The sequence below is a fragment of the Protofrankia sp. CiT1 genome (assembly GCF_917627335.1).
Classification (GTDB): domain Bacteria; phylum Actinomycetota; class Actinomycetes; order Frankiales; family Frankiaceae; genus Protofrankia.
Genome location: NZ_CAKJTP010000005.1, coordinates 56,772 through 71,085, shown reverse-complemented (window position 1 = coordinate 71,085; position 14,314 = coordinate 56,772). Strand labels below are relative to the sequence as shown.

The following is a 14,314-nucleotide window of genomic DNA, read 5'->3' as shown; positions in this document are numbered from 1 at the left end:
CGACGCGGACGCGGGCGACGCGGAACCGATTCCCGTGGCGAGCGCGGTCGCGTCGCCTCCCGATGACCGTGCTGAAGCGGCGCCGGCCGAATCATCGCCGCCGGCCGAATCGGTGACGGCGACTGACGGCATAGCGCCGGCCGCACCGGATCACGCGCGCCACGAGCCGGCCGCCGTTCCTCCCGCTGTTCCCCCCGCCGTCCCCCCCGTGACCCGGGGCTACCTCGTCAGACTGATCACGATGGCGAGCGCCGTAGCGGCGTTGGTGATCGCCTCGGTCACCGTTGTGGCACAACATGACAGCCGCGACAACAGCCAACACGCCGCGCGGGTGGCGGCGCCGAGCCCGGAAGCGGTCGGCCCCGCTGTCATCGACAGTGGGCGGACGGATGCCGATCCGATCACAGCCAACGAGTTCTTCAACACCGAGAGCAGCACTTTCGATCTTCACTCGTACCAGCGCCTCGCCTACCGGCTGGAGTCCGGGTGCCCGGGGCTCACCGGCGAGCTCACCACCGCGTTGTCCGGCGACCGCTGCCGCCAGCTCGTCCACGCGGTGTACCTGGGCGGACCGGATGCATCCGGGCGCCGGGTGCTGGGGGCGGTGTCCGTCCTCGCTGTGGATGAGACGAGCACCGCCCAGAACGCGGCAAACATGATCATCGCTGGGAGGGGCGGCATAACAGCCCTGGCCGTGCCGCCGGAGGCGCTGCCAGGCGCGCTGGTCACGAACCCGACGGGCGACAATTCCTGGCGGACCGCGCCAGTCAGCGGCCATTATCTGATCGTTCTTCAGCTCGCCTACACCGACGGCAGTCAGGGAGCCAGCAGCGACCCGGCGCTGGGTGCCGCCCGCCGGGATCTTGCGGTACTCGCCAGCGAGCCGATCTCTCGACGCACTCTCACCGGTCACGGACCACGGTGACTAGCGACCGGTGACCGGGCGGTCAGCCTGACGACGTGGTGGGAACCCGCACGGCACGGGTCACCGCCGCGCGTGCGGCGAGATCGGTATCGGGAGGGTAGCGCACCTCGACGAGGGTGAGGCCGTGCGGCGCGACCACGGTCACCGCCGAGTCGCGGACACCCCGCACGAGAACCCGCGCGACCCACTCCCGGGGACGGCGTCCCTCCCCCACCGCGAGCAGCGCCCCCACCAGTGCCCTGACCATCGAGTGACAGAAGGCGTCCGCCTCCACGTCCGCCGTCACCACGCCGTCGTGGACCCGCGCCACGTCCAGACGCAGCAGCGTCCGCACTGTGGTCGCGCCCTCCCGCCGCCGGCAGAACGCGCCGAAGTCGTGCTCGCCCAGCAGCGGGATGGCGGCGTGCCGCATCCGCTCGGCGTCCAGCGGACGCGGCCAGGCCAACGTGTCGTGCCGGCGCAGCGGGTCGACGCCGTACGGCGCGTCCCCGATCCGATAGGCGTAGCGTCGTGACAACGCTGAGAAGCGGGCGTCGAACCCCCGCGACGCCGGTGCCAGACCTGTGATCCGCACTGATCGGTCCAGTACGCCGTTGAGTCTGCGAGCGAGCCCGCCAAGCGGGACATCATCCGGGATGTCAACGTGGGCCACCTGGCCGCGCGCGTGGACACCCGCGTCGGTACGCCCGGCAACCGTGAGCCGGACCGCGGGCAACCGCGTCACCCGCATCAGGGCATCCTCCACGTCACCCTGCACAGTCCGCCGTCCGGGCTGACGCGCCCAGCCCGCGAACAGCGTCCCGTCGTAGGCCAAGTCGAGGCGCAGGCGCTGCAGGCCGTCGGCGGCTTTCACGGCGCCCCGACGATTCCGGCCGGACATTTCCGGATCACATATTGGATCACATCGTCCCGCCGGATGCGAAGTGGTGGGGAGGACATCGGGAATCACCAGGATCATGCTGTGATGCGAAACACGAAGCCCACCATCCTCTAATGGATGGTGGGCTCGCGCAAAACGGGCGTCCTGCGGACACAGCGGACGGCCGGGCACACGATACGACCTTTATCGCGCACCCGGCGGTCCCGAGAGTCGCTACTCGGTCCTGGGCGTGCCGGGCTCGTCATCGACGGCCGCCCCGCCATCGACAGCCGTGTCGTTGACAGCCGTGTCGTTGACAGCCGTGTCGTCATCGCTCGCGATGGCCTCCACCCGCTCGACGGCGGCCTCAGCAGCCTCAGCGGCCACCGCGGCCGCGGTCGGCGACTCCTTCGCGAGATCCGCGGCGGCCTCCGCGGTCGCGCCGGTCGGTCGCCGCCGGGGGATGAAGCGGCTGCCGCGGGCCCGCTCGGCCTCGCTCACCGCCTCCTGAGCGACGGTCATGGCCTCGACGAGCTCGATACGCGCCAGCGGTGCGTTGTCACCCTTGCGGGGCCCCAACTTCACGATGCGGGTGTAACCGCCGTCACGGTTGGCATAGCGTGGGCCGATCTCGGTGAACAGTACGTGCACGACGGACTTGTCGCGAACCACTCGCAGCACGCGGCGGCGCGAGTCCAGATCGCCGCGCTTGGCAAAGGTCACCAGCCGCTCGGCATACGGGCGGAGGCGCTTGGCCTTGGTCTCGGTCGTGGTGATGCCGCCGTGCTCGAACAGCGCGGTGGCGAGGTTGGCCAGCAACAGCCGCTCGTGTGCGGGACTGCCACCGAGCCGGGGGCCCTTGGTAGGCGTGGGCATGACAGTGCTCCTCGTTCCTTTCGGCGACCGCGCTCCAACAAGATACAACCGCGCCTCGCCGCGATCATCCGACCCCCGAGATCCGCGGTGGGCCGCCACTCAGGACGCCTGCCACGCCCCGGCCCGCCGCTTCGCGCCGAGCCGGGTACCTGGTTTCAGCGATCGAACAAAGCGAAGATCAATAAATGTCTAGTACTGCTCGGTCTCGACAAACTCCGCGCCGTCGTCAGCCGCGTCGCTGAACGACGTGTGATAGGTGTCGGTACCGTAGGTGTCCACGGCCTGCCGCGGGTCGAATCCGGGTGGGGAGTCCTTCAGCTGCAGCCCCATTCCGGCGAGCTTCGTCTTGACTTCGTCGATCGACTTCTGGCCGAAGTTGCGGATGTCGAGCAGGTCCGCCTCACTGCGGGAGACCAGTTCGCCGATCGTGTGGATGCCCTCACGCTTGAGGCAGTTGTAGGAACGGACCGTCAGATCCATCTCCTCGATCGGCAGTGCCAGGTCCGCGGCCAAGGCCGCGTCCGCGGCGGACGGGCCGATGTCAACACCCTCCGCCTCGGCGTTCAGCTCCTGCGCGAGACCGAACAGACCGACCAGCGTCTTGCCCGCGCTGGCCATCGCGTCCCGCGGGGAGATCGACTGCTTGGTCTCGACATCCACGATCAGTCGGTCGAAGTCGGTCCGCTGCTCGACACGGGTCGCCTCGACCTTGTAGGTGACCTTGAGGACCGGAGAGTAGATCGAGTCGACCGGGATCCGGCCGATCTCCTGGCCCGCCTGCTTGTTCTGGGTGGCGCTGACATAGCCACGCCCTCGCTCGACGGTCAGCTCGATCTCGAGCTTGCCCTTTTCGTTGAGAGTCGCCAGCTGCAGGTCCAAGCTGTGCACCTCGACACCGGTCGGCGGCGCGATGTCCGCCGCCGTGACCACCCCTGGGCCTTGCTTGCGCAGGTACATCACGGTCGGGTCGTCGTTCTCGGAGCTGACGACCAGTTCCTTGAGGTTCAGGATCAGGTCGGTGACGTCCTCTTTCACGCCTGGAACCGTGGAGAATTCGTGCAGCACCCCATCGATACGGATGCTGGTCACCGCCGCACCAGGGATAGAGGACAGCAAAGTACGGCGAAGCGAGTTGCCGAGGGTGTAGCCGAACCCCGGCTCAAGCGGTTCGATGACAAACCGGGAGCGGAACTCGGAGATCGGCTCCTCGGCCAGCGTCGGACGCTGTGCAATGAGCATCGTTGACATCCTTCCCAACGCGGCGACCGCCATATGACGCCGCGGCTTCGGCTCCAGACGGAGCCCGTGGGCGGGGCCTCCGTCCGCCCCACCCAGGTGGTACCTGCTTCGGTTCTGGCACAGACCGCGCTGAAAGCAGCACGACCGCAGCCGGTCCGACATCCCCGAGCCACCCCGTCACCCGTACGGCCAGGGCTCCCGCGGCGCTTGGACGCGCGGCGGGAGCCCTGGCCACAGCTCCGAGAGGGCTTCAGGAAAGCCGAAGTCTACGCTACTCGGAACTTCAGGCTACTTGGAGTACAGCTCAACGATCAGCTGCTCCTGGACCTGAGTGTCGATCACCTGGCGAGCCGGCAACGAGTGAACCAGCACCCGGAGCTGGCTCGGGATGACCTCCAGCCAGGCAGGGACGGTGCGCTGGCCGGCCGTCTCCCGGGCGATGATGAAGGGGGTCAGTTCACGTGCCTTGGGCGCGATCTCGACGATGTCGTTCTCGCTGACCCGGTAACTCGGGATGTCGACCTTGCCACCGTTCACCACGATGTGACCGTGCCGCACAGCCTGGCGGGCGGCGTCCCGGGACGGTGCGAAGCCAGCCCGGTAGACGACGTTGTCAAGCCTCGACTCAAGAATCTTCAGCAGCTCGTCGCCGGTCTTGCCGGTACGGCGGTTCGCCTCGTCGTAGTAGCCACGGAACTGCTTCTCGAGCACCCCGTAGATGCGCGCGCACTTCTGCTTCTCACGCTTCTGCAGCAGGTACTCGGAGTCCTTGGTGCGACCGCGGCCGTGCTCACCCGGAGGATACGGCCGGATCTCGATCGGGCACTTGGGCGACTCGCACTTGCTGCCCTTCAGGAACAGCTTCGTCTTCTCACGGCGGCACCGCTTGCAGTCCGCGCCGGTGTAGCGGGCCATGCTTGTCCTTCTCTCCTTTGCGACCGGGGACGGCGCGACCATGGTTTTCTTCGCGCGACCAGAGGCCGTGATGTGCCGTCAGACCCTACGTCGCTTGGGCGGCCGGCAACCGTTGTGAGGCGTGGGGGTCACATCCTGGATGGCGCCGACCTCGAGACCGGCCGCCTGCAGGGAGCGGATCGCCGTCTCCCGGCCCGAACCCGGACCCTTGACAAAAACGTCCACCTTGCGCATCCCGTGTTCCTGCGCCTTGCGGGCGGCGTTCTCCGCCGCCATCTGCGCGGCGAACGGAGTCGACTTACGGGAGCCCTTGAAACCGACGTGCCCGGCGCTTGCCCAGGAGATCACATTTCCGCTGGGGTCCGTGATCGACACGATCGTGTTGTTGAAAGTGCTCTTGATGTGGGCGTGGCCGTGCGCGACGTTCTTCTTCTCCTTGCGCCGGACCTTCTTGATCCCGGCGGCACGCGTCTTTGGCGGCATATGTGCTCGTGGTCTCCGTTTGCGAGGTCGTCGGTCAGTGCCCGGTAGCGGTGCCCAACAGCGGTCACACCGACCGGACGTCACTGACTACTTCTTACCGGCCTTCTTCTTGCCGGCGATGGCGCGGCGTGGACCCTTACGGGTACGCGCGTTGGTGTGGGTCCGCTGCCCGTGGACGGGAAGGTTCCGCCGGTGCCGCAGGCCCTGGTAGCAACCGATTTCCATCTTCCGGCGGATGTCCTGACGCACCTCCCGGTGCAGGTCACCCTCGACCCGGTAATTCGCGTCGATCCACTCCCGCAGCCTGACGACCTCCTCGTCAGCAAGGTCACGGACGCGCGTGTCCGGATTGACCCCGGTGGCGGCGAGAGTCTCCAGCGATCGGCTCCGGCCGATCCCGAAGATGTAGGTGAGAGCGACCTCGATCCGCTTCTCCCGCGGGAGGTCTACGCCTGAAAGGCGTGCCATACCAGGTATTTCCTTCCTGTACGGAGGTCTTGAGCGCCCCCATCCCGTGACGGCACGCTGTCCGTCGAGCCGGGCCCCGGCCTCCGACCGGGGGTGAGCGCCGCTTGATAGGCGGCACGGTGACGCTTTGGCGAACCCGTCCAGCGCCTCCACAGCCGGGAAAGATCACTCCCCGGCCAGCGGGCCAAGGCGTCAGCCCTGCCGCTGCTTGTGGCGCAGATTGTCACAGATGACCATTACTCGGCCATGACGACGGATCACTTTGCACTTGTCGCAGATCTTCTTGACGCTCGGCTTGACCTTCACGGCTGCACGAACCTCCTTGCGCAGCCGCTGGGGCGCGCGTGCGGATGACTGGGAGCCCTCGGCCTCCGGCGAGCAGTCTGAACAGCGACCGCATCGCCATCGGCCAGGCGAGTTTACTTGTAGCGGTAGACGATCCGGCCCCGGGACAGGTCGTACGGGGAAAGCTCGACGACCACCCGGTCCTCCGGAAGGATCCGGATGTAGTGCTGACGCATCTTGCCACTGATGTGGGCGAGAACGCGATGGCCGTTCTGGAGCTCGACCCGAAACATCGCGTTCGGGAGCGGCTCCACAACTCGGCCTTCGATCTCGATGGCCCCGTCCTTCTTCGGCATGTCCTCCGCTGTCCTACCCTCGGGTGTCCGACGGTGGACACAGGCGAACGCCCACTAACCGCCGGCCTCTAAGTGTACGTTGCCCATCCGTCAAGAGCCAACCTGGCTCCATCACGCGGCCACGGAGCCGGATCAGCGGCCATCCAAGACGGAGATCAGGCAACAGAGGTCTGGGCCGGCTGACCGCAGGCAACACCGAGCTCGGCGAACTTCGCGGCGCCGCCGTCCAGAGCCGTCAGCACCCAGGGACCCCGCGCAGTGACCGCGACCGTGTGTTCCGTGTGGGCCGCAAACAGGCCGTCGGCGGTGACCACCGTCCAGTCGTCGTCGAGTACCGCGGTATCCGGTCGGCCAATCGTGATCATTGGCTCGATCGCCAGCGCGACCCCTTCAACCAGTCGGATGCCGCGACCAGGCCGCCCGTAGTTGAGGATGTGTGGTGGCTGGTGCATCTCGGTTCCGATCCCATGCCCGCCGTAGTGGTCCACGATGCCGTATCCGAGCGGCCGGACATAACGCTCCACCGCCGCCGAGATATCCGTGAGCTTGCCCCCGAGCTGCGCCGCCGCCAGACCCCGCCACAGCGCCTGCTCACAGGCTTCGGTCATGTCCAGGATGTCGCGCGAGACCGCGCCGACCGGTACCGTGATCGCGGCGTCACCATGCCAGCCGTTCACGATCGCGCCGCAGTCGATGGAGATGAGATCTCCCTCACGCAGTACCCGCTTGCGTCGTGGGATGGCATGCACGACCTCGTTGTTGACGGATGTGCAGATCGTCGCCGGAAAACCCTGGTATCCCTTGAAGGAGGGAATGGCGCCCTCAGCCCGAATCGCGCCCTCGGCGATGACATCAAGATCAGCGGTACTGATACCCGGTTTGACGGCCGCACGCAGCTTCTCCAGGGTGCGCGCGACGACAAGGCCCGCCACCCGCATCTTCGCGATCTCGCCTTCGGTCTTGATCTGGACATGCTCTCGTCGCGCCACGCTCGTCGCCCCGGTCCGTATCCCTAGTCCGCCTGAAGCCCCCAGAAACGCGAAAAAACCATGATCGCGCATCCTTCGGCCGGTGTCTCTGGTAACCCTGTCACCCTGCGTCTCTCATGGGCTCCGGTGGCGGAAAAATTCCTGGTCGTGCCCGCTTTCGCCACGAGGAGCCACACCCACGGCCCCTACTGTGTGGCCGCCCGCCCAAGTCTGCCCGCCGAGACGGCGCCGCGCCGCCTACAAGCCACCGTGACGCCGCACCCTACGATCACCTGACAACAGGGGCGCGCTAAGAGCGACCGGCAATAGGGACGCGGCGTCGCGGGGCTGGGGCACGCACCTCGCCGTGTTGTCGTCGGTCGCCACCCAACACCAGGGTGGCTCCCTCCGCCGCCTCGCGATCTACGCACCCCAGCCCCGCTCCTTGATCCACGCCCCTATTGCCGGGCGCTCTAACTTGCATAGTGACGCAGGGCGTCAAGGGCACGATCAGTGACGTTGTCCACCGGCCCGGTGGCGTCAAGACCGATCAGCAGGCCTTTCGCGGCGTAGTAGGCGACCAGGGGCGAAGTCTGCTCGGCATACACCTCCAACCGGTGGCGCACCGTCTCAGAGCGGTCGTCGTCACGCTGGAACAGCTCACCGCCGCACCGATCGCAGACGCCCTCCACCGCAGGAGGATCGAAGTCCACGTGCCAGATGTGCCCGCAGTTACGGCAGGTCCGCCGCCCAGACAGGCGCCGCACCACCTCATCGTCGTCGACGACGAGTTCCAGAACGACGTCCAAGCGCGTTCCCATGCCCTCGAGCAGCTGCCCCAGGACCTCAGCCTGGGGGACGTTACGTGGGAAGCCGTCGAGGAGGAAACCCTTGGCCGCGTCCTCCTCAGCCAGCCTGTTACGGACCATCCCGATAGTGATCTCATCGGGCACAAGGTCGCCCGCATCCATGAACTGCTTCGCGAGCACCCCGAGTTCGGTGCCCTCCCGGACGTTCGCCCGGAAGATGTCTCCCGTCGAGATCTTGGGGATCAACCGTGCCTGGGCGATGAACGCGGCCTGGGTGCCCTTACCAGCGCCCGGTGGTCCGACCAGTACGAGGCGCACTACCGCAGAAAACCTTCGTAGTTGCGGAGCATGAGCTGGCTCTCGATCTGTTTCACGGTTTCCAGCCCCACCCCCACAATGATCAGTACCGAAGTGCCGGCGAAGGGAAACGGCTGCTGTTTGGTGAGATTGAGCAGCGCAAGTGGCAGGACCGTGATGACGCCAAGGAAGAGCGAGCCCGGGAGAGTGATCCGCGACAGCACCCGGTCGAGATACTCAGCGGTCGGACGGCCGGGCCTGATCCCAGGGATGAAACCGCCGTACTTCTTCATGTTGTCCGCCACCTCGGTCGGGTTGAAAGTGATGGCCACATAGAAGTAGGTGAAGAAAATGATCAGTCCGGCATAGATAATCAGATACAGCGGGTGGTCACCACGCGCCAGGTAGCGCTGCTCAAAGTCCTGGAAGGTCTTGTTACTCCAGACCTGCCCGAGCAGCTGTGGAAGCTGGAGCAGGGATGAGGCGAAGATCACGGGAATAACCCCCGCCTGGTTCACCTTGATCGGCAGGTAGGTCGAGGTGCCGCCGTACATCCGGCGGCCGATCAGCCGCTTGGCATACTGCACCGGGATCCGCCGCTGCGACTGCTCCACGAACACCACGAACACCACGATCGCCAGACCCAGCAGACAGATGAGGGTGAAGACGACGCCGCCGGCGACCTGGAGGATCCGGGTCCCCTGAGACGGCAGCGCGGCCGCGATCGAGGTGAAAATCAACAGTGACATGCCGTTACCAACACCACGAGCAGTGATCAACTCGCCGAGCCACATGATCACAGCGGTTCCCGCGGTCATGGTGATAACGATGACCGCGATACGGAAGAGGCTGGTGTCGGGGATGATCGGCGCGGAACAACCGGGGAAGAGGTTGCCACTGCGGGCGAGCGCGACGATACCCGTCGCCTGCAGAACCCCCAGGGAGATGGTCAGATAACGGGTGTACTGCGTGAGCTTCTGCTCGCCGGAGGCGCCTTCCTTCTTCAGCTGCTCGAGGCGCGGAATGACCACGACCAGCAACTGGATGATGATGCTCGCCGTGATGTACGGCATGATCCCCAGGGCGAAGATGGAGAGCTGAAGAAGAGCGCCACCGCTGAAAAGGTTGATCAACGAGTAGACGTTCCGGCTGTCGGCGCTCGCGGAGGACAGGCACTGGTTGATCGCGCCGGTTGAGATCCCCGGCGATGGCAGCACGCTACCCATCCGGAACAGAACGATGATCCCGAACGTAAAGAGCAGCTTCTTACGCAGGTCGGGCGTGCGGAAGGCCCGTGTGAAGGCGGTGAGCACGACTCCTCCTGCTGATCGTCACGGCAAACCCACTCGGTGGACGACTGTCCTGGCCGAACATAGGACCGGCGGTGCGCGGTGTGCCGACTGTAACAGTAGAGACGGTCCACTCGTCCCGACATGGACCGGCGACAACGCCGAGCGCGCCTGGGTCACGGCCAGGCCCAGAGTCGGCATAGCGGTCGGCCGCCTCCGGGATCAGGGGCATGGAGACATGGCTCATGACTTTTTGGCGTATTCGGAACAGAGCTGATCTATCCTTGCAAAGCCTCCGCGCGGACGCAACCGATACAGAAAGGATCATTCTGGCGGTCACGCCGGGCGGCACGATGAAGAGCGCCCGGCAGAACCGTCTCCGGCGGCACGGGACATGACGGCCAAATCATCATCCCGGCCATCCCGGGTGAACGCCGCTGGATGCCGGGCATCCGGCGCGAAACACAGCGCCGGATGGGAAAACAGCCCCGCGCCGCCCGGGTGCCCGGCAGCCGCCTGAACCGGCGGCAGCGGTGCCTCAGAGCTCGACGACGCTGCCGCCGACAGCAAGAATCTTCTCCCGGGCCGTGGTCGAGAAGGCGTGAGCGCTCACGTTCAGCGCCACTGCGATCTCCCCATCGCCCAGGACCTTCACGAGCGCGTTACGGCGTACCGCACCGGCGCCCACCAGATCGTTCACACCGATCTCACCACCGGCTGGGAACAGCTCGGCGAGAGTGGCGACATTCACAACCTGGTACTCCTTGCGGAAGCGGTTCTTGAACCCCTTGAGCTTGGGCACGCGCATGTGCAACGGCATCTGGCCGCCCTCGAAACGGGCCGGAACCTGCTTGCGCGCCTTCGAGCCCTTCGTACCGCGACCGGCGGTCTTGCCCTTGGAGCCCTCGCCCCGGCCGACACGGGTCTTGGCCTTGTGCGCACCCGCCGCGGGCCTGAGGTGGTGGACCTTGAGACCACGACCGCGGGCAGCGTCAGCCGTCCCCGGCTCGGAGGCCTTGGTCAGGCTGCTCATTCATGCACCTCCTCGACCTTGACGAGATGGGTCACAGTCGCAATCATCCCACGTATTTCCGGGCGGTCATCACGAACGGTGGTGGCTCTGATCCGGCGAAGCCCAAGAGTCCGCAGGGTCTCCCGCTGATTGCGCGTCCCACCGATTTCGGAGCGAATCTGGGTGATCTTCAGACGAGCCATCACACACCGACCCCGGCCGCCCGCGCCCGCAGCATCGCGGGCGGCGCGACATCCTCGATCGGCAGGCCGCGGCGTGCCGCGATCTCCTCGGGACGCATGAGGCCCCGCAGCGCCGAGACGGTGGCGTGCACGATGTTGATGGGATTCGACGAGCCCAGCGACTTCGACAGGACATCGTGAACACCCGCGCACTCCAGCACCGCGCGCACTGGTCCACCCGCGATGACACCGGTACCCGGTGATGCCGGCTTGAGCAGCACGACTCCGGCCGCGGCCTCGCCCTGAATCGGGTGCGGGATCGTCGAGCCGATCCGCGGCACCTTGAAGAAGTGCTTCTTGGCCTCTTCCACACCCTTGGCGATGGCGGCCGGCACCTCTTTGGCCTTGCCGTAACCCACACCGACGGTGCCGTCCGCGTCACCGACAACGACGAGGGCCGTAAAGCTGAACCGCCGACCGCCCTTGACGACCTTCGCCACCCGGTTGATGGCGACCACTCGCTCGATGTAGGCGTTCTTGTCCTGCGCCGGACCGCCGCCCTGGCGGTCGCGGCGTTCCCGACGGTCAGAGCCGCCGGAGCCGCCTCCGCGGCGCTGCTGGCCTGGCATCAGTAAATCTCCCTGTTTAGAGGGCCAAAGGCGACGCGATCACAATGTTCGCGCGCCGCCAGCGGCCGAAATCCCAGCGGCACTGTTGATCTTCCGCACGTCCTACGGCAAGGCATCAGAACTCGAGCCCGCCTTCCCTGGCGGCGTCCGCGAGCGCCGCTATCCGGCCATGGTAGGTCCGACCACCACGATCGAACACCACCGCGCCTATTCCCGCTTGCCGGGCGCGTTCGGCGACAAGCTGCCCGACGGCCTTCGCCTGTGCGGTCTTGTCACCCTCCGCGGTGCGCAGCGACGCGTCCAGCGTGGATGCCGAAACGAGCGTGTGGCCGGCGATGTCGTCGATGACCTGGGCGTAGATGTGACGAGCCGAGCGGGTGACCACGAGGCGCGGGCGGGCGGATGTACCCGTGATCTTCTTGCGAATCCGCACGTGCCGGCGAAGCTTCGCCGAACGCCGCTGGGCGCTGACACTGACAGCCATGATCCGTTCCCCTACTTCCCGGACTTGCCGACCTTGCGGCGGACGACCTCGCCCTGATACCGCACACCCTTGCCCTTGTACGGATCTGGCTTGCGGAGCCGGCGGATCTTGGCTGCCACCTCGCCGACCTGCTGCTTGTCGATCCCGTGGACGACAAAGCGCGTCGGTGTCTGCACCTCGAACCGGATGCCCTCCGGCGCCTTCACCGCGACCGGGTGACTGAAGCCGAGCGCGAACTCCAGGTCCGAGCCCTTGGCCTGAACGCGGTAACCGACACCAACGATCTCAAGTGTCTTCGAGTATCCGGCGGTGACTCCGGTGACCATGTTCGCCACCAGCGACCGGGTCAGGCCGTGCAGCGCCCGGGAACGGCGTTCGTCGTCCGGACGAATGACGAGCAGCTGACCATCCTGCGCACTGACGGTGATCGGTTCCACCACGGAATGGCTGAGAGTCCCCTTGGGGCCCTTGATGACGATCTCTGGGCCGTCCAGGGAGACATCCACGCCGCTGGGCACCGAGATCGGCAGGCGTCCGATGCGTGACATCGTGCGGCCCCCTTACCAGACGTAGGCGAGGACTTCCCCGCCTACCCTGCGCTTGTTGGCCTGTTTGTCGGTCAGCAGGCCCGATGACGTGGAAATGATCGCCACACCAAGACCGCCGAGCACCTTGGGCAGGTTGGTCGCCTTTGCGTAGACCCGCAGGCCCGGCTTGCTGATGCGCTTCACCCCGGCGATGGAGCGCTCCCGGTTCGGGCCGTACTTCAGCTCCACGACGAGGGACGCGCCGACGTCGCCGTCCGGCGGCTCCTCGACGTGCCATCCGGCGATGTAACCCTCCTGCTGGAGGATCTCCGCAATATGCGTTTTGATCTTGCTGTTCGGCATCACCACCTGATCGTGGTATGCACGGTTGGCATTACGGACACGGGTCAGCATGTCCGCAATCGGATCTGTCATCGTCATGGGGCTGAAGCCTTCCTCGCGACGGTTCCCCGCAGCTGTCGAGCCGGGGCCTGCCGCGAACGGGTGGGTAGTGTGCGCCGGCCGCTGGCGGGCGTGGACGTCCTGCGCCCCGTCCCGCTACCGGTAGGTCGTGCTACCAACGGCTGGCCGCCGATGGCGCGAAAAGAGCAACACACGCGCCGCCGCCGACCACAATGCGAAAATCTTTCACTACCACGAGCTCTTGGTGATCCCGGGAAGCTCGCCGCGGTGCGCCATCTGCCGCAGGCACACCCGGCACAGGCCGAACGCCCGGTAGACCGACCGCGGCCGGCCGCAGCGCTGGCAACGGGTGTAGCCCCGCACACCGAACTTCGGCTTGCGGATCGCCTTTTCAATCAGTGCCTTCTTCGCCATCTGCCTGCCATGCCTTCTCTCTGGCCGCCGGTGGTGTGCCCACGGAGTACAGTCACACCGCCGGTGGCCGTCAGTTCTCCCGGAAGGGGAAGCCCAGCGCGCGCAACAGCGCACGGCCCTCGTCATCGGTCGTGGCGGTCGTGACGACCGTGATGTCCATTCCCCGGACCCGGTCGATACGGTCTATATCGATCTCATGAAAGATCGACTGTTCGATCACGCCGAAGGTGTAGTTACCCGAGCCATCGAACTGTTTCGGGGACAGCCCGCGGAAGTCACGGATACGCGGGAGCGCGACCGAGACAAGGCGGTCCAGAAACTCCCACATCCGATCGCCACGCAGGGTCACCTTAGCGCCGATAGGCATGCCCTCCCGCAGCTTGAACTGCGCGATGGACTTCTTCGCCCGGCGAACGGCGGGCTTCTGGCCGGTGATCGCCGTGAGGTCCCGCAGCGCGCCATCGATGAGTTTCGCGTCCCGGGCCGCGTCGCCAACGCCCATGTTGACCACGACCTTGACCACGGTCGGGATCTGCATCACGTTCGCGTAGTGGAACTGTTCGCGCAAGCCTGACGCGATCTCCTCGCGATACCGCAGCTTGAGCCGTGGCAGCGGACGGGATTCGATGCTAGTAGTCATCTCTCGTTTCCTTGCAGCCTCTGCCCAACGGACGGCGATCCACACGGCGATCCGGCCAGGGCGTGTCTGATGGATGTTGGTCGATGTGGGCGATGATCAAGAAAGTGGCCCGCGAGGCGGAGGAGGCCCGGATAGCGGTGTCCTATCCGGACCGACGACAACACAGCGGGACGCTTTCTGGGCATTGATCCGCGCGATCGAAGATCCATCAGACACGCCCCAGGCCGCGGGAGG

General features: G+C 66.3%; 19 protein-coding genes and 1 pseudogene. 1 reads left to right on the top strand and 19 read right to left on the bottom strand.

Going from position 1 to position 14,314, the window contains the following annotated elements:
- Window positions 1-925 (top strand): annotated as a pseudogene (locus tag MJ785_RS02115) (hypothetical protein); the annotation flags it as partial.
- A 22-nt stretch (window positions 926-947) separates the two neighbouring features.
- On the opposite strand, the gene truA reads toward MJ785_RS02115, so the two are convergent.
- From truA to rplE, 19 genes are all read right to left on the bottom strand, one after another.
- Window positions 948-1,805 (bottom strand): tRNA pseudouridine(38-40) synthase TruA, encoded by an 858-nt coding sequence (gene truA, locus MJ785_RS02110; protein WP_239374943.1) that lies wholly within the window; start codon window positions 1,803-1,805, stop codon window positions 948-950.
- A 213-nt stretch (window positions 1,806-2,018) separates the two neighbouring features.
- Window positions 2,019-2,660: a 50S ribosomal protein L17 gene (gene rplQ, locus MJ785_RS02105; RefSeq protein WP_239379960.1), complete on the bottom strand. Its 642-nt coding sequence runs from the start codon at window positions 2,658-2,660 to the stop codon at window positions 2,019-2,021.
- A gap of 189 nt (window positions 2,661-2,849) precedes the next feature.
- On the bottom strand, window positions 2,850-3,899 hold the full coding sequence (locus tag MJ785_RS02100) for a DNA-directed RNA polymerase subunit alpha (protein WP_239311802.1): 1,050 nt from the start codon (window positions 3,897-3,899) through the stop codon (window positions 2,850-2,852).
- 288 nt (window positions 3,900-4,187) lie between these two features.
- Window positions 4,188-4,814, bottom strand: a complete 627-nt coding sequence (gene rpsD, locus MJ785_RS02095; protein WP_239311800.1) for a 30S ribosomal protein S4 — start codon at window positions 4,812-4,814, stop codon at window positions 4,188-4,190.
- Window positions 4,815-4,892: 78 nt separating this feature from the next.
- Window positions 4,893-5,297 carry a 30S ribosomal protein S11 gene (rpsK, locus tag MJ785_RS02090; RefSeq protein ID WP_013875088.1) on the bottom strand — a complete coding sequence of 135 codons (405 nt, stop codon included), beginning with the start codon at window positions 5,295-5,297 and terminating at the stop codon, window positions 4,893-4,895.
- Between the two features lie 87 nt (window positions 5,298-5,384).
- A complete protein-coding gene (rpsM, locus tag MJ785_RS02085; RefSeq protein WP_131748469.1) occupies window positions 5,385-5,765 on the bottom strand; it encodes a 30S ribosomal protein S13 in 381 nt (126 codons plus the stop codon).
- Window positions 5,766-5,957: 192 nt separating this feature from the next.
- Window positions 5,958-6,071 carry a 50S ribosomal protein L36 gene (gene rpmJ, locus MJ785_RS02080; RefSeq protein WP_003956441.1) on the bottom strand — a complete coding sequence of 38 codons (114 nt, stop codon included), beginning with the start codon at window positions 6,069-6,071 and terminating at the stop codon, window positions 5,958-5,960.
- 113 nt (window positions 6,072-6,184) lie between these two features.
- Window positions 6,185-6,406 (bottom strand): translation initiation factor IF-1, encoded by a 222-nt coding sequence (gene infA, locus MJ785_RS02075; protein WP_006541558.1) that lies wholly within the window; start codon window positions 6,404-6,406, stop codon window positions 6,185-6,187.
- A gap of 155 nt (window positions 6,407-6,561) precedes the next feature.
- Window positions 6,562-7,395 (bottom strand): type I methionyl aminopeptidase, encoded by an 834-nt coding sequence (gene map / locus MJ785_RS02070; protein ID WP_239347991.1) that lies wholly within the window; start codon window positions 7,393-7,395, stop codon window positions 6,562-6,564.
- Between the two features lie 452 nt (window positions 7,396-7,847).
- On the bottom strand, window positions 7,848-8,501 hold the full coding sequence (locus tag MJ785_RS02065) for an adenylate kinase (protein WP_239347992.1): 654 nt from the start codon (window positions 8,499-8,501) through the stop codon (window positions 7,848-7,850).
- Window positions 8,501-9,793 (bottom strand): preprotein translocase subunit SecY, encoded by a 1,293-nt coding sequence (gene secY, locus MJ785_RS02060; protein ID WP_239310563.1) that lies wholly within the window; start codon window positions 9,791-9,793, stop codon window positions 8,501-8,503. The genes MJ785_RS02065 and secY overlap by 1 nt, the downstream gene beginning before the upstream one ends.
- Before the next feature lie 514 nt (window positions 9,794-10,307).
- Window positions 10,308-10,802: a 50S ribosomal protein L15 gene (gene rplO / locus MJ785_RS02055; RefSeq protein WP_239310562.1), complete on the bottom strand. Its 495-nt coding sequence runs from the start codon at window positions 10,800-10,802 to the stop codon at window positions 10,308-10,310.
- The gene (rpmD, locus tag MJ785_RS02050; protein WP_239310565.1) at window positions 10,799-10,984 is read right to left on the bottom strand and encodes a 50S ribosomal protein L30; all 186 of its coding nucleotides are present in this window, start codon (window positions 10,982-10,984) and stop codon (window positions 10,799-10,801) included. Before rpmD ends, rplO begins: the two co-directional genes overlap by 4 nt.
- Entirely contained in the window at window positions 10,984-11,592 is a 609-nt protein-coding gene (rpsE, locus tag MJ785_RS02045) for a 30S ribosomal protein S5 (RefSeq protein WP_239310561.1), read from the bottom strand. The genes rpmD and rpsE overlap by 1 nt, the downstream gene beginning before the upstream one ends.
- A gap of 115 nt (window positions 11,593-11,707) precedes the next feature.
- Window positions 11,708-12,076, bottom strand: a complete 369-nt coding sequence (gene rplR / locus MJ785_RS02040; RefSeq protein ID WP_239310560.1) for a 50S ribosomal protein L18 — start codon at window positions 12,074-12,076, stop codon at window positions 11,708-11,710.
- Window positions 12,077-12,087: 11 nt separating this feature from the next.
- Entirely contained in the window at window positions 12,088-12,624 is a 537-nt protein-coding gene (rplF, locus tag MJ785_RS02035) for a 50S ribosomal protein L6 (RefSeq protein WP_239374907.1), read from the bottom strand.
- Between the two features lie 12 nt (window positions 12,625-12,636).
- Window positions 12,637-13,044, bottom strand: coding sequence for a 30S ribosomal protein S8 (gene rpsH, locus MJ785_RS02030; RefSeq protein WP_239310558.1), 408 nt, complete (start codon window positions 13,042-13,044; stop codon window positions 12,637-12,639).
- Window positions 13,045-13,254: 210 nt separating this feature from the next.
- Window positions 13,255-13,440, bottom strand: a complete 186-nt coding sequence (locus MJ785_RS02025) for a type Z 30S ribosomal protein S14 (RefSeq protein ID WP_239310557.1) — start codon at window positions 13,438-13,440, stop codon at window positions 13,255-13,257.
- A 70-nt stretch (window positions 13,441-13,510) separates the two neighbouring features.
- Window positions 13,511-14,080, bottom strand: coding sequence for a 50S ribosomal protein L5 (gene rplE, locus MJ785_RS02020; protein WP_239310556.1), 570 nt, complete (start codon window positions 14,078-14,080; stop codon window positions 13,511-13,513).
- Window positions 14,081-14,314: the final 234 nt, after the last annotated feature.

What these genes read in the sequence shown, in the direction of transcription:
- rpsE (WP_239310561.1), bottom strand. Translation starts at nt 11,592, where the DNA reads ATGCCAGGCCAGCAGCGCCGCGGAGGCGGCTCCGGCGGCTCTGACCGT.
- rplR (WP_239310560.1), bottom strand. Translation starts at nt 12,076, where the DNA reads ATGGCTGTCAGTGTCAGCGCCCAGCGGCGTTCGGCGAAGCTTCGCCGG.
- rplO (WP_239310562.1), bottom strand. Translation starts at nt 10,802, where the DNA reads ATGAGCAGCCTGACCAAGGCCTCCGAGCCGGGGACGGCTGACGCTGCC.
- truA (WP_239374943.1), bottom strand. Translation starts at nt 1,805, where the DNA reads ATGTCCGGCCGGAATCGTCGGGGCGCCGTGAAAGCCGCCGACGGCCTG.
- rplQ (WP_239379960.1), bottom strand. Translation starts at nt 2,660, where the DNA reads ATGCCCACGCCTACCAAGGGCCCCCGGCTCGGTGGCAGTCCCGCACAC.
- MJ785_RS02025 (WP_239310557.1), bottom strand. Translation starts at nt 13,440, where the DNA reads ATGGCGAAGAAGGCACTGATTGAAAAGGCGATCCGCAAGCCGAAGTTC.
- rpmD (WP_239310565.1), bottom strand. Translation starts at nt 10,984, where the DNA reads ATGGCTCGTCTGAAGATCACCCAGATTCGCTCCGAAATCGGTGGGACG.
- rpsM (WP_131748469.1), bottom strand. Translation starts at nt 5,765, where the DNA reads ATGGCACGCCTTTCAGGCGTAGACCTCCCGCGGGAGAAGCGGATCGAG.
- infA (WP_006541558.1), bottom strand. Translation starts at nt 6,406, where the DNA reads ATGCCGAAGAAGGACGGGGCCATCGAGATCGAAGGCCGAGTTGTGGAG.
- rpsK (WP_013875088.1), bottom strand. Translation starts at nt 5,297, where the DNA reads ATGCCGCCAAAGACGCGTGCCGCCGGGATCAAGAAGGTCCGGCGCAAG.
- MJ785_RS02100 (WP_239311802.1), bottom strand. Translation starts at nt 3,899, where the DNA reads ATGCTCATTGCACAGCGTCCGACGCTGGCCGAGGAGCCGATCTCCGAG.
- rplE (WP_239310556.1), bottom strand. Translation starts at nt 14,080, where the DNA reads ATGACTACTAGCATCGAATCCCGTCCGCTGCCACGGCTCAAGCTGCGG.
- rpsD (WP_239311800.1), bottom strand. Translation starts at nt 4,814, where the DNA reads ATGGCCCGCTACACCGGCGCGGACTGCAAGCGGTGCCGCCGTGAGAAG.
- rplF (WP_239374907.1), bottom strand. Translation starts at nt 12,624, where the DNA reads ATGTCACGCATCGGACGCCTGCCGATCTCGGTGCCCAGCGGCGTGGAT.
- rpsH (WP_239310558.1), bottom strand. Translation starts at nt 13,044, where the DNA reads ATGACGATGACAGATCCGATTGCGGACATGCTGACCCGTGTCCGTAAT.